The organism is Vibrio sp. R11-SG3-ISO9 (genome assembly GCF_059834255.1).
In genome coordinates this window covers 39,999-62,259 of record NZ_JCBDGU010000015.1, presented here as the reverse complement: position 1 = coordinate 62,259, position 22,261 = coordinate 39,999, and the positions used below count along the sequence as shown (strand labels likewise).

At 47.4% G+C, this 22,261-nt stretch carries 16 protein-coding genes; 5 read left to right on the top strand and 11 right to left on the bottom strand.

Translation table 11 applies throughout. The features are described from left to right. Positions 1–58: 58 nt before the first annotated feature. The 4 genes from AC6R05_RS05540 to AC6R05_RS05525 are packed head-to-tail and all read right to left on the bottom strand — an operon-like array spanning position 59 to position 3,534. Positions 59–1,354, bottom strand: coding sequence for a sensor histidine kinase (locus AC6R05_RS05540; RefSeq protein ID WP_500646807.1), 1,296 nt, complete (start codon positions 1,352–1,354; stop codon positions 59–61). After that, positions 1,351–2,025, bottom strand: a complete 675-nt coding sequence (locus AC6R05_RS05535) for a response regulator transcription factor (protein WP_446577398.1) — start codon at positions 2,023–2,025, stop codon at positions 1,351–1,353. Before AC6R05_RS05535 ends, AC6R05_RS05540 begins: the two co-directional genes overlap by 4 nt. Next, positions 2,000–2,920 (bottom strand): sterol desaturase family protein, encoded by a 921-nt coding sequence (locus AC6R05_RS05530; RefSeq protein WP_285464315.1) that lies wholly within the window; start codon positions 2,918–2,920, stop codon positions 2,000–2,002. Before AC6R05_RS05530 ends, AC6R05_RS05535 begins: the two co-directional genes overlap by 26 nt. A 20-nt stretch (positions 2,921–2,940) precedes the next feature. Beyond that, a complete protein-coding gene (locus AC6R05_RS05525) occupies positions 2,941–3,534 on the bottom strand; it encodes a hypothetical protein (protein WP_500646806.1) in 594 nt (197 codons plus the stop codon). A gap of 221 nt (positions 3,535–3,755) precedes the next feature. On the opposite strand from AC6R05_RS05525, the gene AC6R05_RS05520 reads away from it, so the two are divergent. From AC6R05_RS05520 to AC6R05_RS05505, 4 genes are all read left to right on the top strand, one after another. Beyond that, positions 3,756–4,643: an ABC transporter six-transmembrane domain-containing protein gene (locus tag AC6R05_RS05520; RefSeq protein WP_500646805.1), complete on the top strand. Its 888-nt coding sequence runs from the start codon at positions 3,756–3,758 to the stop codon at positions 4,641–4,643. Continuing rightward, positions 4,633–5,823, top strand: coding sequence for an efflux RND transporter periplasmic adaptor subunit (locus AC6R05_RS05515; protein WP_500646804.1), 1,191 nt, complete (start codon positions 4,633–4,635; stop codon positions 5,821–5,823). The genes AC6R05_RS05520 and AC6R05_RS05515 overlap by 11 nt, the downstream gene beginning before the upstream one ends. Beyond that, entirely contained in the window at positions 5,820–8,924 is a 3,105-nt protein-coding gene (locus AC6R05_RS05510) for an efflux RND transporter permease subunit (protein ID WP_500646803.1), read from the top strand. The genes AC6R05_RS05515 and AC6R05_RS05510 overlap by 4 nt, the downstream gene beginning before the upstream one ends. Before the next feature lie 62 nt (positions 8,925–8,986). Continuing rightward, positions 8,987–9,928: a helix-turn-helix transcriptional regulator gene (locus tag AC6R05_RS05505; RefSeq protein ID WP_500646822.1), complete on the top strand. Its 942-nt coding sequence runs from the start codon at positions 8,987–8,989 to the stop codon at positions 9,926–9,928. A gap of 73 nt (positions 9,929–10,001) precedes the next feature. On the opposite strand, the gene fruA is transcribed toward AC6R05_RS05505, so the two are convergent. The 3 genes from fruA to fruB are packed head-to-tail and all read right to left on the bottom strand — an operon-like array spanning position 10,002 to position 13,876. Then, positions 10,002–11,738 carry a PTS fructose transporter subunit IIBC gene (gene fruA / locus AC6R05_RS05500; protein WP_285464326.1) on the bottom strand — a complete coding sequence of 579 codons (1,737 nt, stop codon included), beginning with the start codon at positions 11,736–11,738 and terminating at the stop codon, positions 10,002–10,004. Positions 11,739–11,752: 14 nt separating this feature from the next. Next, positions 11,753–12,733 (bottom strand): 1-phosphofructokinase, encoded by a 981-nt coding sequence (gene pfkB, locus AC6R05_RS05495; protein WP_500646802.1) that lies wholly within the window; start codon positions 12,731–12,733, stop codon positions 11,753–11,755. Between the two features lie 9 nt (positions 12,734–12,742). Then, complete coding sequence (gene fruB / locus AC6R05_RS05490; protein WP_500646801.1) at positions 12,743–13,876, bottom strand: fused PTS fructose transporter subunit IIA/HPr protein; 1,134 nt, start codon at positions 13,874–13,876, stop codon at positions 12,743–12,745. 385 nt (positions 13,877–14,261) lie between these two features. Here fruB and cra point away from each other — a divergent pair, with 385 nt between their 5' ends. After that, a complete protein-coding gene (cra, locus tag AC6R05_RS05485) occupies positions 14,262–15,266 on the top strand; it encodes a catabolite repressor/activator (RefSeq protein WP_500646800.1) in 1,005 nt (334 codons plus the stop codon). 73 nt (positions 15,267–15,339) lie between these two features. On the opposite strand, the gene AC6R05_RS05480 is transcribed toward cra, so the two are convergent. The 4 genes from AC6R05_RS05480 to nirB all read right to left on the bottom strand — a co-directional run bounded on the left by AC6R05_RS05480 (position 15,340) and on the right by nirB (position 21,947). Beyond that, positions 15,340–17,145: a bifunctional protein-serine/threonine kinase/phosphatase gene (locus AC6R05_RS05480; protein ID WP_500646799.1), complete on the bottom strand. Its 1,806-nt coding sequence runs from the start codon at positions 17,143–17,145 to the stop codon at positions 15,340–15,342. Positions 17,146–17,283: 138 nt separating this feature from the next. Beyond that, on the bottom strand, positions 17,284–18,753 hold the full coding sequence (locus AC6R05_RS05475; protein WP_500646798.1) for a NarK family nitrate/nitrite MFS transporter: 1,470 nt from the start codon (positions 18,751–18,753) through the stop codon (positions 17,284–17,286). A gap of 141 nt (positions 18,754–18,894) precedes the next feature. Continuing rightward, positions 18,895–19,239 (bottom strand): nitrite reductase small subunit NirD, encoded by a 345-nt coding sequence (nirD, locus tag AC6R05_RS05470; RefSeq protein ID WP_032552319.1) that lies wholly within the window; start codon positions 19,237–19,239, stop codon positions 18,895–18,897. Positions 19,240–19,364: 125 nt separating this feature from the next. Next, positions 19,365–21,947, bottom strand: a complete 2,583-nt coding sequence (nirB, locus tag AC6R05_RS05465; protein WP_285464336.1) for a nitrite reductase large subunit NirB — start codon at positions 21,945–21,947, stop codon at positions 19,365–19,367. Positions 21,948–22,261: the final 314 nt, after the last annotated feature.

Here is a 22,261-nt window from a genome sequence, read left to right as displayed (position 1 = left end):
ATATCAGCGAGAAGGTAACCACTTGGTAACCGGGTTTCGAAAACGAATGCAGTGGTCGTTATTCCTTGCTGTCAGTGAATTGGACGCAAACTGTAAATTTATCTTGATGTTGTTGATGACTAAGCTGCCAACCTTGACTGTGACAGACGCGTTCAACCAGTTCTAGACCAATACCAAAGGATGTATCGCGGGATCCTTTACCTGACATATTAGGATCTGGTGTGGTGTTACTGATTTCAAATCCTTCTTTACTTAGCAACATAGCCACATTACCTTGACCACCATGTTGAAATGCATTTCGGACCAGATTGGTGAGCACCACTTCGACGAGCTCTTTAGGCTGGTAAATTTCGCCACAACTGACGTTGGTTTCTACCTCGACTTGTTTTTGGGACAGCAAATATCGTTGCCCATCGACGATTTTATCGAGTAAAGCCTCTGTCTCTATTGATTCATATTGAGTGTCCAGATTGTTGTTGCGGCTCATCCATAAAAGAGTGATGACTAGGCTTTGCATACTTTGCACAGAGCGTTGGATGCGCGCCACGGCTCGTTGCGCACTTCCTGGAATTTGCTCAGATAAACGTTCCAACATGTCACCACTGGCTGAGATAGTGGTGATCGGGGTGCGGAGTTCATGGCTGGCCGCACGAAGGAAAAACCTTTCCCGGTCGTTTGCACTTCGCTCTCCCTCAACACTGCGAATGAGTTGTTCGGATAGTGTATGGATCTCGTTGTAACGAAAGTTCTTTAGTTTACTGACATCTTCAAGGTCGAGAGTCTGTGACCAACTGGAGAGTGCCATAATGGGTTTGGTTAATCGGTAGACCAGCAACCTTATTACCAAGAACACCAATAGAAGGAGTGCGCCAATCACCAAGAAAGCGGAGTTGAACTGGGTGACAGACTCTGGAGGACTCAACTCAAACAGAGTCAGGTAAAGCGCTTCATCGTATTCCGACACGATATATAAGATCTCGGAACTGCCGGGAACAGGGTGCTTCGCGGCATACAGATATTTGCCGTAACCTTGTTCGGAATTAGACGGTAAATACGCCTCATAGATTTCATCCGCTTGGAACTCTCGCCAAACAAAGGCTTGTTGGAATTTAAGTGGGATTTGTGAAGGCTCTAAGAACACCTGAAAGGTAGGGTTGTCACTGCGAGGTGCTTCTCCTGTCATCAGGAAGTGTTGCTCAGCGGCTTTTAGTTCATAGAGGAAACCGTATTTTGCACTCTCATTGATCCCGACATGGTAGCTTTGCGAGACCATCAGCGCGTAAGCCCCGGTAAGTAGCAACAATAGCCCAAATAGATAGAGGTAGATGTCTCTTCTTATGCTGACTCGCTTCATGACTCTTCCTTTCGCAATGCCACACCAACACCGTGAACGGTATGGATAAGTTTGGAATCAAATGGTGCGTCGACCACTTTTCTCAGCTTGAACAGTTGAGCTTTAAAGCTATCAGGCGTTGGAAACTCGTCTTCCCATGCTTCCTCTAACTTCGCTCGCGTGACCACGTTGGGGCTATTCCTAACCAATGTCACCAACATGCGCCAGCAGACAGGAGAGAGCTTTAATGGTTTGCCGTCGCGAGTTGCTTGGTGTGTATTGAGGTCCACGGAAATGCCGTTAGCAGAAAGGGTAGAAACTCCGCCTTGCGCACGACGTATGAGCGCCATCAAACGTACTTTAAGCTCTTCCATCGCAAAAGGTTTGACGAGATAGTCATCGGACCCTACATCAAACCCTGCGATTTTGTCTTCGAGCGTATCACGCGCTGTAAGCATGAGGATTGGAGTTGTAATGCCTTGGGCTCGTAGCGATTGGCATACATCAAGTCCATCCATTTTCGGCATGTTAATGTCGGTCAGAATCAAATCGTAATTGCCATCAAGGGCGAGGTTTAACCCCGCCGCACCGTTATAAGCAAAATCAAACTCGAAGCCATCGAGTTCCATATAGTCGGCGATGGCTTCAGCGAGATCACTGTCATCTTCAATCAAAAGTGCGTGAATGCTCATGGGTCTCCTTTTTTGATTCTCTTTCCCTTCTCCAAGCCCATATTGGTGGTTGAACTAAGAGTTGCATGCGATACGGCCAGTTGGGTGCATTCCATAGTTGGCTCAAGAGCTTAGCATATCCGTGGAAGTATACTTTAAGTGGATTCACAGAGTTGATTCTAGGGAATACACCATATCGCACGGTCTCTTCTTCTCTGGCGAAGGTGCCAAACATGCGATCCCAAATGATCAAAATGCCTGCGTAGTTCTTGTCGAGATACTGCTTATTGGTCGCATGGTGAACCCTATGATGTGATGGTGTATTGAACACCGCTTCGATAGGGCGCGGAAATTTTTTCACCGTTTCAGTGTGTAGCAGCGTTTGATACAGCTGAACAAAAGTCTCACACATCAATACCACGAACGGATTGAACCCAAGAAGGATCAACGGCAGGTGGAAGAAAAATGGGAAAAACCAATCTAACGGCCCGAACCGGTACGCAACGGAAATGTTGAAATACGGCGAGCTGTGGTGAACAGAGTGTGTACCCCATGCAAACCCATTGCTGTGAAGGAAGCGGTGCTCCCAGTAGTAAGCGAGGTCCGCCAATATGAGACAGCCGATAATTGTCCATCCAGTGATTGGCAGTTGAGTCAGGCTAAAGTTCTCGTAGGCGAAGACAAACGCACCGACATATGCGAGACCAACAAAAAACACGGTCACCAACAGGAAAAACAGCGTAACAAAGTTGGTCAGGCTATCTCCTAACATGTTCCAAGATAACTTCTTCTTGAATGCGTAGCGGACGAGTTCAATGATAAACAGAGCTAAAGCAACGAGGACGAAATTGTCGTCCACCCATGTTTCGCTGAATATGATTTGGCCTTCACTGAAGACCTGAGACAGAAATTCCATGACGATTATCCTTATCGGTTCTATTTATAGTAGACATAAAGTTCGCTGGAATCGGGCAATCCATGCTGATTGAGGTAGTGGCGTTCGAGTACAGCCTCTACGTCACGTCGATAATCGATCATCTCCCAAGCGCTGGTTAGCTCTGTATCGTCATGTTTTCCTTTGTTGAGCAACGTGACCGCTTTATTAAGGCTTGAGAAGCGAGCGCTGGGTTTAACATCTGAGCCCGCCTTTTGTCGGAAGCCAACCGTAACTTTTGCTTCACTGAAATCACGTGCTATCTCTTGGTAGAGAACGATCACTTCGTCGCTAACCACATTCTCGGAACTGAGATTCTTGTTTTTCCCTGATTCTACTTGTTCATAAAAGCTCGCCCAAACTTGCGGGACGGACTGCAATATGACGGCTTGGGTAACACCAATCACGGTACCCGGTTGGGTCATATCGAATCCTGCATCTGAGGAGGAATCTCTGGCTAAGGAATCTTCAGCTGAAGATGTATCTGTTTTCGAGGCTAATGGTCCAATCTTTGCGATTGCAGGTTGCACTTGCAAGGCTCCCCAAATCGAAGCCGTGATAGCGGTTGTAGTGAGTAACGAAGCGAGCAATTTCATAATTTCTCTCCCTGTAGATGGTAAACCATGGGTAAATTGGCCATGGGAATTGGTTAAGCACCAGTGCAAATTTGGGTGCGTTCCTGTGTTGAAACAGAAGATAACCAAGGGGAGGTAATCAAAAGGTAACCAAGGAGAAAAACGTCAATACAGCAATCTGGGACACTTTTTTCAACGTCGAATTGGTAATACTGGCGCCATAATTATTCGCGGGGTCAATAATGAGTCTCAAACAACCCATATCCTTAATCACCATTATCCAATTGAATTTGTGGAAGGTTCTGCTGACTTGGCTGATGGTACTTGTCGAAAACGTCATGTTGATCTTATTGCCACTGTTTATCGGTTTCGCTATCGACGGTGTGCTTGAACAAGATCTTCAACCGCTTTTGATGTTGGCTTTATGTCTGTTCGCTTTAGTGATCGTCAGTGTGGTTCGACGCTTCTACGACACCCGTGTTTATGGAGCTATTCGAGTAAAACTCGCTAATTTAGTTGAGCGCAATCTGCGTGGTTTAGAGCTGTCGGCTAAAGATGCGCGCTTAACCATGTCTCGTGAGCTGGTGGACTTTCTAGAAGAAGATTTACCGTCATTGATGACTGCCGTGGTGCAGTTGATTGCGACTGTGGTGATTTTGGCGACGTTCGATCAAACACTGGCGCTTTCTATGTTGGGGGCAGGTGTCGGCATGCTCATTATCTACGGCCTGTTCCATCGCACTTTCACTCGTTTAAACGGTGAGTTTAACGATCAAATCGAGCAACAAGTCTCGCTGCTTGGCGCTGCGAAGCTTTCAGCGATCAGACGTCACTTCGAACGTTTAAAGCGCTGTGAAGTAAAGCTTTCTGACACCGAAGCCATCGTCTACGGATTGATTTTTGCGTTGCTGTTTTCAGCAGTGCTCGGAAATCTATGGCTGGTGAGCTACATGGATTCAACAACGCCGGGGCAGGTGTTCTCTATCGTGACCTATTCATTGGAGTTCGTTGAGACTGCTGTGTTGTTGCCAATTACCCTACAAACCCTCTCTCGACTTGGCGAAATAAGCCAACGTCTAAATCAAAAAAACAATCGACAGGTTATCAAGGAGAAGCCTTATGAAGTTTAAAAAGCCGCTTTCCATTGTCCTCGGCTGCGTGGCGATACTCGCGGCTTTAATTCTCGTGGACGAGTTAGAACCCGCACCGGTGCTCCCAGAGTCCAAAGAGATTGTTCTTGCGCCTGTATCCATTATTGAAGTTGAACCGAAATCCTACGAGGCGTCTCTGACCTTGTTGGCTGTGACTCAATCGCGCTGGCCAATACAGTTGAAAGCGTCAAGCAGTGCTCAATTAGCCTGGGTTAATTTGGAAATGGAACCCGGTACTTTAGTGAAAAAGGGCGATGTGCTAGCCAAATTAGATAATAGTGCGTTGCGTTCCAATGTGGCGATGACACTGAGTCAGGTCAAACAAGCTGAGCTGAATCTTAAGCAGATAGAGCATGAACAAACTGTGGCACTCAAAATGCTAAACCCTAGTAAAAGCTCAGCGTTTGCGCGCAAAGAGCCGCAAGTAGCTGCGGCCAAAGCAGAGTTAACACAAGCAAAACAGGCTTACCAAAGCGCAACAAAACTATTGGAAGAGTCGACCATTGTGGCTCCCTTTGATGCAGTGATTATGAGCCGTCATGTGAGCCCTGGTGAATGGATAGAAGCGGGGCAAGCTACCTTTGACTTAGCAGCTAGTGATTCGATTGATGTTGCTCTTCCTGTGTCGGAATTGCATTGGGCAAGAGTGCAGCAAGCGGTGATTACTGGGCGTGAAGCTTCTCAACCAGAGATTACTGTGGTTGGTCGCTCTGGGCAGAAATGGCCTGCAGAAGTGCGTTACGTGTCTCCAAACATTGATAGCGTTACTCGCCAAAGACAAGTGGTGCTCTCGGTTCAAAATCCGTATCAGGTACCACGTTTGTTCCCGAATCAACAAGTCGAGGTAAAAGTGAATCTTGGTGAGCAGAGCGATGTGAGCTCGCTTCCTATGAGCAGTTTAACGCGTGATGGCTATGTCTGGACGCTAGACAGTCACGATCAACTACAAAAAGAGCGCGTGACCTTGGTAGAAGAGACTCAAGATCAAGTGCACGTGAAGTTTGCTCAACACCAAAACAAAACTCGTTTTGTGGTTAAGTATCCGCTGTCTTCAATGTTAGCAGGTAAGCAAGTTGCGCCGATTCGCACGGTAGAGAGCTTTGAAAGCAACACGGCTATTGCTTCTAAAGCACCTCAACAAGTGGAGGTAACCCCATGAGTTGGTTAACCAGGTGGTTTATTCATAACCCTGTCGCCGCCAACTTACTCATGATGGCGATTGTGGTGAGCGGAGTGCTCTCATTTGGGCACTTAAGAGTAGAGTCTTTTCCGCAGGTCGCTCCTTCTTCTGTGGTCATCAACGTCGCGTATCCTGGCGGTACCGCGAAGCAGATTGATGAGAGTGTTACGCAGCGAATTGAAGAATCGATAAGTGGGATTGCGGGTATTAAGCAGATCACCAGTCAATCCAGCGCTGGTGAGTCTCAAGTGGTGGTGCGCAAGACCAGCTCCACCGATCTTGATAAGCTGTTGGATGATGTGCGTAACCAAGTGAATGCCATCAATGGCTTTCCTGTTCAGGCTGAAAAACCGCAAGTCGTGCGCAATGAATTTACCAACTTAGCAGTGTTTGTGATTGTCTCTGGCCCACGGTCGGATGCTGAACTGCAGCCTATTGCTAGGCAAGTCGAGCAGGCGTTAAAAAAGCATCCACAGATCTCAAAAGTATCGAACTGGGGATCTCGCAGTCCTCAATTAATTATTGAGCCTAAGCCGCAAGAGCTAGAGAACTTAGGGATTACCCTAGAAGATCTCGCAGGGATGATTGAGCAGCGCTCATTTGAGTCCCGCACCGGTGAGCTGCTTAGCAGTAAAGGACGTGTGATCATTCGTGGTGACGGCTACGCCGATGACTTACAGAAGCTAAATGATTTGGTTGTGATCGCCAATGCAAACGGCAAGGTGCGATTGGGCGATATTGCAACGCTTAGCCGAGGCTATGAGCAGAGCGGATCGATCGTGCGTAACAACGGTTCCAACGCGATTGCCTTGCTGATCAGCACGAGTCAAAGCGACAACCTATTAAAGGTGAGCGAAGCCGTACAATCGGTACTCGATGAGCAGCGAGCAGTGCTACCGTCGGATATTACGCTCGACACTATGGCGGACATGGCACCCTACATTGAAGATCAGCTGTTTCGTTTAGGTGATAATGCTTGGCAAGGCTTGCTGATTGTTATCGTCCTGCTTGGCTTATTTTTGGAGCTTAAGCTCGCATTCTGGGTTGCAGTCGGGATTCCAGTTGCATTGGCCGGCACTTTGGTCGCGATGCAACTTGCTAACTACAGCGTCAATGACATTACCTTGTTTGGTTTTATCTTAGTGCTCGGGATATTAGTGGATGATGCCGTGGTTGTGGGGGAAGCAATACATGAAAAACGCGCGTCAACACCAGCGGGGAAACCTATCGATCCTAAGCTCGCCGCTTGGCAAGGCGTACATTCTGTTTCGATTGCAACAGTCTTTGGTGTGCTGACGACCATAGCAGCGTTCTCACCGATGCTTTGGATTAATAATGAACTAGCCAAAGTGTTGGCGGGTTTCTCTGCGGTGGTGATCTTTGCTCTGCTTTTCTCATTGGTAGAGAGTAAATTCATATTGCCATCGCATCTGGCACATATCTCGGCCAAGCCGAAAGAGAACTGGATAAGTCGAATTCAGGGTATGGCGCAGAGTGGTTTGCAGACGTTCAACCTTAAAGTGTACAAGCCAGTTCTAGAGCATGCATTGAACTATAAACTGGCTTCACTAATGGGTTTCGTTGCGATGATCACCTTGGCTTATGGCATGTGGTCTAATGGCGCGATACGCAGCTCACTGTTTCCGGAAATTCCAGGGCGCTACATCACCGCCAAAATCGAACTGGAAGATGGCGCGCCAATTCCACTGCAACAACAGGCTTTGTCTCAAGTTGAGTCTGCGATGGATAAGGTAGAGAAAAGCTTACTCGAAGACTACCCATTGAGTGAGTCACCTGTTGTTAACTTGCTGGCATGGTCGGACGGGTATGGTGAGGTTGAGGTAACGGCGGAGCTTACCAACGAATCACTGACCGTTTTACCGAGCAATTTGCTGATCAACCGTTGGCGAGAAACGACGGGTGTGATTGAAGGCGCTTACTCAACCCAATTTAGCGCAGCCGAAGAGCCTGCTGGTGGAACCTTCATTACGGTGTCCGCTGATGATAGAGCTCTGGCTAAGTTGGTGAGTAACCAGCTTGCACAAACGCTGGTGAACTTAAATGGTGTTTCAGATGTGTATGACGATGGTCAAGCTGGATCGCCTCAGGTTCGAATTGTAGTAAACCAATTTGGTGAGCAGCTAGGCCTGACTCAGGAGAAGCTCGCTAAGCTGGTGGGGCAAGCTTACGGTGAACGAGAAGTTCATCGCCTACTTGAGAAAGGGCAGGAAACCAAAGTACTACTGCAATATGCGCGAGAGCAACGTCAGACTCTGTCTCAACTTGAGCAAGCCTTGATTCGCTTACCTAATGGAGGTTCGGTATTGCTAGGTGATGTGGCGACCCTGCAATATGAGCAAGAACCAGAAGTGGTTTATCGCCGTAACCGTGAACAGGTGCTTAACCTATACTGGAAGCAAAACCGAGACATACAGTCGCCTGAGCAGACGTTGAAGCAGCTAGATGAAACTATTGTTGCGTTGGAATCTCAGTACCCAGAGGTGACGATAAAGGCAGGTGGCGAGTTTGAAGAGATTGGCGAGGTATCATCTGGCTTCAAAACCGCAATGGTTCTGACCTTGTTACTGATTTATATTTTGTTGGCAGTACCGCTTAAATCTTACTGGCAACCCTTTATCATTATGGCGGTAATTCCGTTTGGGTTTGCTGGTGCGATCTTCGGCCACTACATTATGGGTTTGCCAATCAGCTTGCTCTCGATGTTCGGTATGATGGCGATGACAGGCATTGTTATTAATGACTCATTGGTATTGATCACGCGCTTCAATAGTGAGTACCGAAGTGGTGTTCCACTGCAACAAGCTTTGGTGACGGCTGGAACGAGCCGTTTAAGGGCGATATTCCTAACAACAATTACGACGGTTTGTGGTTTGTTACCACTACTCAGTGAAACTGCTGAGCAAGCGCAGTACCTCAAGCCTGCAGCGGTATCCTTGGTGTTTGGTGAATTGTTCGCGACCGCTGTAACCTTGATTCTGATTCCGGTGTTACTGGGGCTGTTTTGCCGCAAAGCACCTAAAGTCGAGCGAACTGAGTTGGTATTGGAGGGGGCTTCATGAAAGTTGAAGCGCAAACAAAGCAATATAACCTAAAGAACCACATACGCCGCAACGGGAAAGATATGAGTCGCAAGGAAGAGAATGAGTTAGACAATTCGACAAGGCAGCCAGCATTTCAGTTAGTGCCAGAGGTAGCTTTGTTGAAGTCGCTTCCAGAGCACTTACAAAAGCGCTTTACACAAGCATTGACTATGATGCATGAAGAGTGGGCTGATCGTCGCTCTTGGGAAGAAATCGCGACCGAATCAGCGATCTCGCCTTACCATTTTCATCGTCAGTTTTCTGAGCTGTTCAATGAAACTCCCGGTCAATATTTAGCGCGAATTCGCCTGCAAACGGCGGTAGGGTTACTGCTGAATGATGAACCTTGGAGCACCATGGAAATCGCGCAATATTGCGGCTTTTCATCATCCCAAGCTCTCGGCAAAGCTCTAAAAAGAGATCTTGGCGTGACGGCAAAACAGATCCGAAAAATGGGCTACGAAGCGACGCCACGAGAGACGGCAGATTTCCTTAAGCAGCTTGCTCACCCAAGTGGCGAGGAGTCAATGGAGAGCGAATTAGCTAAAACGATTCCGACTGAATTGAAATGGTTTCCAGAACGAGGTATGAAAGACCTCAAGCTGGATGATCCGGATTGGGATACGGTATTTGAATTGTATGGTAAGAAGTCGACCAAGTTGATGAGTATTACACCGCTGCATCAAATGCGAAAAACATGGGATGAAATTGACTTGTGTGTGGGAAACAGGGATGTCGATCCTGCGCTGTATGATGTGGTTATTCCTGAAGGGCACTACTTGTGTAGCGAAGTGTATTTGGTATCGGATGTCGGCTATAGCGCTGCGTTGGAATCTTTGTTTGACTGCGTTGAGCAGCAAGGGCTAGAGCTAGACCCAGAGCGCCACTTAGTTGAAATGATCTTAGGTATAGATACGACAGGAGTGGAGGGGGTGACCTTTTCTTTCCAGTTACCTGTTTCAACCACACAAAGCCGCGAATAATAAAAAGGCTCCTCAAATGAGGAGCCTTTGTTCTGCTAACGAGCAGCTTTATAGGAGCTTAATGGAGTGGGGGTTAAGCTTCTGCAGTTACCTTTGAATCGCTCATCTTTTTAAGCGCTGCGTAACCGAAACCAGTTACCGCTGTACCCGCTGCAATCGCCACTAGGTACATAAGTACAGGAGAGATAGCACCTGGAATCAGTAGAACGAATAGACCACCGTGTGGAGCCATCAGTTGTGCACCGAACAGCATTGATAGCGCACCAGTCAGAGCGCCACCCGCCATACACGCTGGGATAACACGCATTGGGTCTTTCGCTGCGAATGGAATCGCACCTTCAGAGATGAAACATAGACCAAGAACGAATGATGCCTTGCCTGCTTCACGCTCGCCCGCTTCAAACTTGTCTTTCACTAGGAAAGTCGCAAGGCCCATGCCTAGAGCTGGAACCATACCTGCTGCCATGATAGCTGCCATTGGTGCGTAAGTTTGAGAAGCCAGTAGACCAACACCAAACGTGTAAGCTGCTTTGTTTACCGGACCACCAAGGTCGAAACACATCATTGCACCTAGAATCACACCCAGAAGAATCGCGTTAGACGTACCCATGTTGTTTAGGAAGTCTGTCATCGCGCTCATCACGCCAGAAACAGGGCCACCTACGATGTAAACCATCACAAGGCCAGTGAACAAGCTCGCGATAAATGGAATGATAAGAATTGGTTTCAGTGCTTCCATAGATTGTGGAAGTTGAACCTTGTCAGCAATGAATTTCGCTGAGTAACCTGCAATGAAACCTGCCGCGATACCACCCAGGAAACCTGCGCCTGTTGAGCTAGCAAGCATACCACCGATTAGACCCGGAGCCAGACCCGGACGGTCAGCAATTGAGAACGCGATAAAGCCAGCAAGCACCGGAATCATCAGTGCGAATGCTGAACCACCACCGATAGTCATCAGTGCTGCAGCTAGCGTACCTTCTTCTTTAAACGCTTCGATACCGAATACGAAAGAGAGTGCGATGATCAAACCACCCGCTACAACAACAGGCAGCATGTGAGATACACCTGTCATTAGGTGTTTGTACACGCCTTTCTTCTCGTCAGCAGGTGCTGCTTGTGAAGAAGATGCTGTGTGTTGGTAAGGTTTTGCTTCAGCGAACGCTTTTTCAAACTCTTGAGTTGTCTTTTTAAGCGCAGGACCCGTTGTTGTTTTGTACAGTGGCTTACCATCAAAACGGTCGAGTGGGACGTCGATATCCGCAGCGATGATGACAAGATCCGCCTCTGCAATCTCTTGATCCGTCAGTTGGTTCTTCGCACCTACAGAGCCACGAGTTTCAACCTTGATTTGGTGACCAAGACGTTGGCCCTCGTTCTCTAGCGCTTCAGCAGCCATGAAAGTATGCGCAACACCTGTTGGACAAGCTGTAATCGCAACAATCTTCTTAGCGCCGCTTGCTGCTACTTCAGTTGCAGCGGTCGTTACTTGTGAAGCGTCCAACACAACTGCGTTGGCTACTGCGCTTTTAAGAAATGCTTTTGCGTCTGCAGTACATTCAGAGATTGGCGCTTGGTAAACCTTTTTGCCAACAAAGCGCTGTGTGTCTACGTCTGTGTTTGCGGCAATAACGACAGCGTCGCTGCTTGCAATCGCTTCTTCAGAAACGGCTTCACTTGGAAGAACGCTTGACTGGCACTCAATATTGGCACTCCAACCTAGCTCTTTTGCGGCTTTCTCAAGCAGCCCTGCTGCGATGATGCTGTTTGCAACGCCACTTGGGCATGCGGTGATAATGGTAATATTCATAGTAAACCTTTGTCCTATTTGCTTGACTCAAACTGGTCAGTTGGAGTGGTAAGCGCCTGTAATTGGATATTTTGTAGTACTGAGTCCAGCTCTTTTTGGCTAGTTAAACCCACGCCGACTTGAGACACAGCAAGTGCCGAAAGGGCGGTGGCAAATTTGATTAATTCTGCTTTAGGCATCTGTTGCATGTGACCCCAACATAGGCCAGCAACTAAGGTGTCGCCTGCGCCAACTGTGCTCACGACTTGCATACGTGGTGGCTGTGAGTGAATCCACTCACCATTGTTTAGCCACATCACGCCATCTGCTCCTAGAGAAACAACAATGTTCTCAATGCCTTTTTCGCTCAGCGCTTGGCCTGCTTGTTGGCACTGTTTAGGCGTTGTAAGTTCTGCATTGAACAGTTGAGACAGCTCTTCATCATTTGGCTTAATCAGCCATGGCTGAGCGTTGATACCTGCTTTTAGTGCGTCACGGCTGCTGTCAAACAATACCTTTTTACCTAGGTCGCGTAGGCGTTGTACCCAAGAAGCGCAAAGTTCTGGAGATACGCCTTGAGGTAAGCTACCTGCAATCACGAAGTAATCGTGGTCTTCTGCAAGTTCTAACAGTGTTTTTTCAAATGCGTTGATCGCATCTTGATCAACGGGTACACCCGGGAAGTTAATGTCACTCACTTGGCCGGAGGTTTCCACTAGCTTCACGTTGATGCGCGTTGCGCCGTCGACACGAATGAAGCGGTCGGTTGCACCCATTTCTGCAAACAGTTGGCAGAACGCTTCTTCATTGTTGCGACCCAAAAAACCCGTAACGGTTACTTTTGCGCCCAGCTCAGACAGCACTTTTGCTACGTTTACGCCTTTGCCCGCAGCGTGTAGCGAACCTTGGTTTACCAAGCTCACTGAACCTACGTTTAGCGTATCAACGCTACCTGTCAGGTCTAATGCTGGGTTCAGCGTTACCGTAACGGCTTTGATTTGCTTTAATTCAGTCATTACCAATCCTTAACCTTCACCAAGGCCAGAAGCGATAGCTTTACCAATTGATTCAATAGCTTGTGCTGCATCGTCACCTTCAGCCGTGAATTGCAGCTGGTGGCCATGTTTCACGCCAAGCGCGATAACTTTCATTAGGCTCTTTGCGTTCACTTCTTTTCCGTCGCCGTCTAGGTTGGATACACGAATTGCTGCATCGAATTTCTTCGCTTCTGCAACCAGCATCGCGCCAGGGCGAGCGTGTAAGCCGTGTGCGTTTTTGATCTTAAAGATTGCTTGGTTATCTGAGCCTTCAGCAGCAGTGCTTGGTGCTTCGCCTTTTAGTTGAGCAATCACACCTTCGATGTCTGAATCGATCAGTGCGTTTTGCTTACCTTCAAAAACCAGTTGGCTTAGATTAGATAGAATGTTCTGGTGTGCGCTGTTACATGCTGCGAATGCGACAAGCGCTTTCACTTGAGTGCCTTCAAACTCACAATCATTAGCTGTTGAAACAAATGACACAGCAGTGCGAGTCACGCCTTTGTCGCTACCGATAAGCCATAAACCTTGGCCTAGGTGAGTTGGTGCTTTAGTCACTAGGTCAGCAACGAATGCATTATCTGCACAACCTGTGTTTTTCAGTAAACCACCTGCAACGGCAGACATTTGTACCATGTCGCTTGCTGGGAACTTAAGTTGAACTAAAGAAGCGTCTAGGTCTGCTTCAAGCTGAACTTCACCGTGAAGTAGGGCGATGATTTCGTCTTCTGTTTTTGCTTGTTTCAGCTTTTGCTCAACGCCGTCAGCAGAAAGAACTTTGGTTAGCTGCTTTAGAATGCCTAAATGCTCGTCTGATTTTGCTGCAATACCGATCGCTACGTAAACACGGTTGCCATCTGCCCAGTCGATGCCTTCAGGGAAGTGGTGTACTGCAACGCCAGTCTCTTTTACTAAACCACGAGTGTCTGTTGTGCCATGAGGGATAGCGATACCGTTACCAAGGAAAGTTGAGTTTTGATTTTCACGGTTCAGCATTCCTTCTACGTAACCTTCATCAACCAGACCTTTGTCAGTCAGTTTGCCAGCGATGTTACGAATAGCTTGGAACTTATCTTGCGCAGATTGACCAAGCGAAATGTCAGATTTAGTTAATTTAAGCATGTTGCCTCTTTAGCTTATTGCTTTGTTTGAGCGTGTCGCTTCATTGTTGCTGTTATCCCGATTCAGGTTCTGCTTATTGAGTGCTGAACACCTTGCTGAACGTTAAGCTGAATCGGTTCAGCAAAAAGAGTAAAAAAATTCAGCAAAGCCCAGTTATCTTCATAAAACTGATATTGCTGCTTAGCGTGCCTCGTTTCCTTTTAAAGATAGTCTTAAAAGATAGTCATCAATCTCAAAGTCGCTAAAAAAGATGATTGGAGTCACTTTTCAGATTTTGCTGAATCCTTTCAGCTTTCATACTGAATCGATTCAGCATATAATTCAACTATTCTGAGGATCCGAACTTTGGTTATATGATCCTACGCACAAAATACAGGCCCTTGATATGACACTTGATGAAATAGCGAAACTGGCGGGTGTATCTAAAACCACCGCAAGCTATGTGATTAATGGTAAAGCTCAGAAGTACCGTATCAGTGAGAAAACACAGCAAAAGGTGATGGCTGTGGTGAACGAGCACAACTATCGCCCAGACCACGCAGCATCGTCATTGAGGGCAGGTAACAGCCGTTCATTTGGTTTGATTATTCCAGACCTAGAGAACAGCAGTTATGCACGTTTAGCTAAGTTGATTGAGCAAAACTCTCGCAAAGTGGGGTATCAGATCTTAATTGGCTGTTCAGACGACGATGCTGAAACCGAGCGAAAAGTGGCGGAAGCTCTTGTTAGCCGTCGTATCGATGCTTTGCTTGTCGCAAGCTCGATGCCGGACGCTAACGAGTTCTACCTGCAACTTCAAAATTCAGGAACGCCAGTTATCGCCATTGACCGTCCGTTAGACGATGAGCACTTTGCCTGTGTGATCAGTGAAGATTTCGAAGCTGCGTTTGAACTGACGCACTCCATTCTTGATGACAATATCCAAAGCATTGGCTTGATTGGTGCCTTGCCTGACCTAAACATTTCGCGCGAGCGTCAGTTGGGTTTTGAAGCGGCCAATAAAGCGCATACCCAACAAAACGGGCTGAAAGAGAACAAACCTACGGTTGTAGGTTATGGTGAACACTTCGATAGAGAATCAGGACGCGAAATCTTTGAAGAGTGGATTGCGAAAGGCACGATACCTGATGCGATCGTCACTATGTCCTACACCTTGTTAGAAGGGGTACTGGATGTGATGGTTGAAAAGCCTGAGTTGGTTAATCAAGTTAAGCTAGCGACTTTTGGTGACAACCGTTTGTTGGATTTCCTACCGTTTAAAGTACATTCACTGCCGCAACAGTTTGAGGTTATTGCAGACAGCGCATTCGCCTTGGCATTGAACGTTTCAGCAAAACGTTACCAGTCAGGTATTGAACTGGTGCCGCGAAGCCTTGTAAAGCGTAGCTAACCTAGTCAATGCAGTTAGCGTAAGCTCTAATTTCTTATCAAAGCCTCAGTGCCATTAAAGTGCTGAGGCTTTTTTATTGGATCAACAAACCGAATTCGACCAGTGCAACAATCCCTAATAACAGGGTCAGCACCTTCCAAAACTGGATTGGATTGCGGTTCAACAAGGGTTGTCTAGTTTTACGCTTCACCAGCTTCGAGTTCGGGGTATAGAGATCAGAGATAAAGTCACCGAGCACTGAGTAACGCTCTGTTGGCTGCTCTGCACAAGCTTTCTGTAACACCAAGTCAAACCAAGCGGGTAAATCTGAACGCAGGCGCGTAATAGGCTGATAGTGCCATTGGTGATGACGAGATTGAGCCAAAGATCGCGGCGTCATTTCTGGATAAGGCAGTTGTCCTGTCAGCATTTCATAACCAATTACCGCTACTGAGAACAGGTCGGAGCGCGTGGTCGCAACATTCTGCTTAATGGTTTCTGGAGCGATATAATTTACGGCGCCAAGGGGAACCGCATCTTCTTCAACGGGTAAGCCCTCTTCGATGCCGCGAATCAATACTGCACCAAGGTCGATGAGCTTAATATCGCCATTCGGTAATAACATAATGTTTTCGGGCTTCAGATCGCGATGAACCATGTCAGCACGCTGCAGTACACGAATGCCCTGAATGATCTTTTCTAGAATCGTGCGCACTTCTGGCAGGCTTGGTTTGGGATTGTCGTACATCCATTGTCTTAAGGTTACGCCCTCAACCATCTCACACACTTGATAAAGAAACTGCGAACGTTCGTCAGTCGGATATACCTTCATAATGCGTTTGTTGTTAAGCAGCATGCCTGCCCATTGCTCGTTGTAAAACGCTTTGAGCTGCGCTGGATCGTCGTGATATTGCATTGAAGGTATTTTAATCACGAACTCGGTTTGGGTCTGGGTTTGCATCACACGATATACGTGGCTGCGGGTGCCAGAGTAGAGCACTTCCAACACCTGAAACTGGTCGATCATCTGCCCAAGTTTTAATACCGGAGGAATGACGCGTGTCGCGAGCTTTTCATGAAACTCAATCAATGATGGCTTAGGCAATTGTGTTACTTCGATCATCAAGCAGCTGACGTTGTCCTTGCTGTGCATTGCCAGGGCTTTATTGCAGATCGCCTGAGTTGCCAGTTCAAAGTCATGCTGGTTATTAGTTCCTTCGATCAGATCCTCTTCGTCAATAAACTCATGCACACCGTCGGTTGTCAGAATGAACCGGTCCTTTGCCTTAATAGGCAGGGCTTGGTAATCAACGTTCAGTTGGCTATCCATACCGAGAGCGCGCGTGAGGTAGTGGGTATTCACCAAGTTTTTACGAGTATGATCGCGGGTTAGCTGCTGAATTTTGCCATCACGCAGTAAGTAGATACGACTATCGCCAACATGGAAGATATGAGCAGTATTAGATTTGATGATCACCGCGCTGAAGGTCGAGACCATGGTGTTGTGGGCGAGCTGCTTATCGTCATCCAGTTCAGAGAACGAGGCGTTGAACAGCCAAGAGTTCAGCGACGTCAGCACCTTCTGGGCCGAGCGTTGAATGCTCCAGCTTTCCGGCGTTGCGTAGTAGTCAGTAATGAACTGCATCACGCTGGTGTGACTGGCTTTTTGCCCCTGTTCACTGCAACTCACACCATCGGCAATACATGCCACGCTGCCTTTGAACTCTTGTTCGGCACGGGTTTTAGGGTGCTTAACGATAATCGCATCCTGATTTTCGTTTCTTACTCCTTGATGTGAGTAACCACCATAGTTGAGCTTGAGTTGATTGCTTGCCTGCGGATGAATACCTTGTTCCGCGTCTGGCGCTGCTGTTTGGCTTTGGCTAAATGAGAGAGTCATAACGTCCTTGCTCCTATCTACTCATTGTTTGAAAAGGAAGGGAAAGAACAAAAGCTCCGGTCATAAACAAGAGCTTTTGAACGAAGTAACCGAGTGTCGCAGTCCCGGTTACTTCTCCCGATATCATTCAATGAGTGATTAGCTCGATACGTTAATCAGCGTCACACTACCATCGTCATTTACTTCAGCAATTTGACCATTTGGCTCTTCCATAAACATCAGAGTTAGGAAGCCAAGTACCGCCGTTGCTGCAATCACAAGGAAGAACGTTTGGTAGCTAACAAATGAAAGCACTGTTAGGTAAACTACCGCACCCACGTTACCGTAAGCACCTGTCATACCTGCGATTTGACCCGTCATACGACGCTTAATCAGAGGTACTGTCGCAAATACTGCACCTTCACCGGCTTGTACGAAGAAAGAGCACGCCATTGCTGCCACAACCGCTAGCCATACTGGCCATGTGCTGTCGACTTGACCCATTGTGAAGTAACCCACAGCTAGACCTGCAGTTAGGATAAGCAGCGTTGGCTTACGGCCGAATTTATCTGAAATCCAACCACCACCTGGGCGAGACATGAGGTTCATAAAGGCGTAGGCCGAAGCCACCATACCTGCTAGAACTGGCGTGAGCTCGAAGGTTTCAGAGAAGAACAGTGGCAGCATAGAAACAACAGCCAACTCTGAACCAAATGTCGCGAAGTAAAGTACGTTAAGTACCGCAACTTGCTTAAATTTGTACTGGTGAATCTCTGGTACTTCTTCCTTGAAGACGTTCTTATTCACTTTCCAAACTTGAGATACTTCATACACATACAGCGCAGCCAGTACCGCATACACACCATATACTGCTGAGTCTGACAGCATGCCGATACCTGATGGAGAGAGTTTCCAAGCCAGTAGCGCAAGAGCCGCGTACATAGGGATCTTCATGATGAGTAGAAAGAAAAAGTCACCCTTTGACGTTACTTCCATTGCTGTAACTTGCGCAGGTTTGAAGTAAGTAGAACCTTTTGGTGTATCCGATACGTTTTTGTAGAAAATAACTGAGAACAGAAGGCTCATTGCACCTGTCACACCAACGGCATAACGCCAGCCATCTTCGCCGCCGAATACTAGTGCTAATGTAGGAAGTGTAAATGCCGCAGCTGCTGAACCAAAGTTACCCCAACCGCCGTAGATACCTTCTGCTGTACCTAGTTCGTTATGTGGGAACCACTCAGACACCAAGCGAATACCTACTACGAAACCAGCACCGATGAAGCCCAGTAAGAAACGTGCGATAGCTGCTTGCATGAACGAATCAGCGAGCGCGAACATGAAACACGGAATCGAACAGATTGCGAGTAGAGCAGAGTAGACCAGTCTTGGACCATAGCGGTCGGTCAGCATACCGATGGCGACACGCGCCGGAATGGTTAATGCTACGTTTAAGATTAAGAGAGTTTTGATCTCTTCAGTGGTTAAGCCTAAAGAGGTTTTTACCATTTGCAGTAGTGGCGCAAAGTTGAACCAGACTACAAAGGTGATGAAAAAGGCAATCCAGCTAAGGTGTAAGATTTTCATCTTACCTGTAAATGAGAGCAGCGAAAATTTTGAGTTATCCATGTATTAAATCCTTTAAATATGGAAAGTGTCTAGAGTTCTTCTAGCCGTTCACATGCCAACTCCGTAGCGAGCCTAAATTCTTAATTATAGGCGGCTAAGGCATGAGTATTGGGTGATTCTGAAATACGACCTAATCCGTGATTAGCTTGCTAACGCTTCGGGTGCCAGTACTTGAATATCGTTACCTTGTCTGCGCACTTCAAAGCGAGTCAGAGCGTGTTCAGGCTCTTCCAAGCAAGCTCCTGTCTCTAGATGGTAATGCTGCTTGTAAAGGGGAGAAGCGACGTACGGCTCTCCACTTAACGAGCCAATAATACCACGTGACATGACATTGGCTTTACCAATTGGGTCGAAATTTGAAAGGCCATAGATCTTGTCACTGCGCTTGCAGTAAAAGATCGCGACTTGATGATCAGCCACTTTGGCACACACACCCGCGTTGGGCGTTAGATCCTCTTGGGAGCAAACAGTGGTCCAGTTTTCCATGACAGTCTCCTTGTCAATTTGTTGAGTCTTAGATTTTGTTCAATTTCCTAAAAATGAAGGTCGTAAAGAAAGAAGGTCGCTAGCAGAGTATTGCGTAGTGAAGGGCCTGCTAACGACCAAACTGGCTACGAGACTTCCGTAATTTCAATCTGTTCAGAGCTATTCAATGCTTGAGTGCGTTCGGCATCGTGGTCAGTGTTGATGCTTGGTTTCGGGAAGCGCTGTTCGCGTTCGGTAATGAACGACAGGCTCTTATCCATCTCGTCACTGTTGATGTAGTGTTGGAAGCGTTTCATCTTCACTGGATTCTCGATGGTGGTCTTCCACTCACATTGGTACTTCTCGATGTTGAGCGCGATGTCCGCTTCCAGTTCAGCCGCGACATTGAGTTTGTCTTCAATCACCACTTCTTTGAGGTAGTCCAAGCCGCCTTCTAGGTTCTCCATCCACACAGAGGTACGTTGTAGGCGGTCGGCAGTACGGGTGTAGAACATCAGCACGCGGTCGATGTATTGAATCAGCGTTTTCTCGTCGAGGTCGGTTGCGAATAGGTCGGCGTGACGTGGACGCATACCGCCGTTACCACACACATATAGGTTCCAGCCTTTGTCGGTAGCGATAACGCCAATGTCTTTGGATTGCGCTTCGGCACACTCACGAGTACAGCCAGATACGGCGAATTTGATCTTGTGAGGTGAACGTAGGCCCTTGTAGCGGTTCTCTAGTTTGATTGCTAGGCCGACACTGTCGTTAACGCCGTAGCGACACCAAGTGCTGCCGACACAAGACTTCACTGTACGAACCGATTTACCGTAGGCATGGCCGGTTTCAAAGCCTGCATCAATCAGCCTTTTCCAAATAGCGGGTAGTTCATTAAGTTGAGCACCAAATAGGTCGACACGTTGGCCGCCAGTGATTTTGGTGTAGAGGTTGTACTCTTTTGCTACTTCGCCGAGCACAATTAGTCTGTCTGGGGTGATTTCGCCGCCAGCAATTCGTGGAACCACAGAGTAAGTGCCATCTTTCTGCATGTTGCCAAGGTAGATGTCGTTGGTGTCTTGTAGCTCGATGTGCTCATCTTCAAGGATGTAGTCATTCCAGTAAGAGGCGAGGATAGAGCCAATCGCAGGCTTACACACAGTACAACCTAAGCCTTGGCCATGAGATTCCAACAACTCGTCGAAGGTCTTGATCTTGTTGACGCGGATAATGTCGGTCAGCTCTTGGCGAGAGTAGGCAAAGTGCTCACAGATATCGTTAGAAACCTCAACACCTAGGTTGCTGAGTTCGCTGTCTAATACTTGTTTTGCAAGAGCAGAACAGCCACCACAACCCGTCGAAGCATTGGTCGACTCTTTCAGTGCAGCCATTGTTGTACAGCCAGCTGAAACCGCTTCTTTGATATCGCCTTTGGTTACGTCGAAACATGAACAGATCACGGCGCTGTCTGGTAGCGCCTCAACACCCATCGCGCTGCCAGAGTCGTCTGCAAGGTTCGGGAGAATCAGTACCGATGGGTTCTCTGGCAGTGGCATATCATTTTGCTTGATTTGCAGCAGTGAACCGTAAGCTTCCGCGTCACCCACTAACACCGCACCAACGATCTTTTTGCCATCAGCAGAGATGATCAGGCGTTTGTAAACCTGTTCGATTTCATCGTTGTAGGTGTATGACTGCGCACCTTCTGTTTGGCCGTGTACTTCACCGATACTGGCTACATCTACGCCTAGAAGTTTAAGTTTGGTGCTCATGTCTGCACCGGTGAAGCTGCTTTCATCTTCACCATCAGAAAGGATGTGGCTAGCCGCAACCTTCGCCATAGAGTAGCCCGGTGCCACTAAGCCGAAGATCTTGTTATCCCAAAGGGCACATTCACCAATCGCGTAGACATCATCGATGTTGGTTTGGCAGTAATCATCAATCACGATACCGCCACGCTCGCCAATCGCGATATCAGAACTACGAGCCAATGCGTCTTGAGGGCGAATACCGGCAGAGAACACAATCATATCGGTTTCAAGGTGTGTACCGTCTGCAAAGTTCATACGGTAGCGAGCGGTTTCACCGGCCACAATCTCAGAGGTCGCTTTCTCGGTGTGAACCTGTACACCCAAGTCTTCGATCTTACGTCGTAGCAGTGCGCCGCCACCTTCGTCGAGTTGAACCGCCATTAAGCGAGGCGCGAACTCGACCACATGCGTTTCTAAGCCAAGGTTTTTAACCGCGTTCGCTGCTTCTAAACCGAGCAGGCCACCGCCGATTACCACGCCCGATTTACTCTGCTTACTCGACAGTTCAATCGCATCTAAGTCTTCAATGGTACGGTAGACGTGACAGTGTTCTTGGTCGTTACCCGGGATTGGTGGAACGAATGGGAATGAGCCAGTAGCAAGTATCAGTTTGTCGTAGCTTTCACGATGTCCACTGTCGGTTATTACCGTTTTGTTTTCGGTATCAAGCTCAGTCACCTTGGCATTCACCAAGTACTTAACGCCATTCTCTTGATAGTAGGCTTCGCTGGTGAGGGCTAAGTCGTCTGCTGACTTGCCGTTGAAGTAAGCAGTGAGCTGAACACGGTCGTAGGCAAGACGCGATTCCTCACTAAAGGTGATGACTTCATATTGTTCTGAGTCAGCTTGAATGATGTTGTCGATAAATTTGTGGCCAACCATGCCATTACCAACGACGACAATTTTCTGTTTGCTCATAGTAAATTCCTTTTTTGCTGGCTTCCTAGCGTTTCTAAAAACAGTCCACTCTCAGTGGTGGGTAATTTGCTGTTCTTCCAATGAACTTAAAAACTGTGAATTTTGGGTTGTTGGTATTTAGGGCAGCAAGTAGGGTGCCAGATAAAAAAGGCGTTCGTAAAAAATAATAATAGCTAATAAATTCAATCAATTAACTAAATAACAAACGACTCAATTACCCCTAAAGTGGTAGATTTAAAAAGTGAGAGATTTATGAAAATGAGCCTTTGTGGTGCAAAATTGATCAACATGGTGCAAATATCTCAATATTTCTT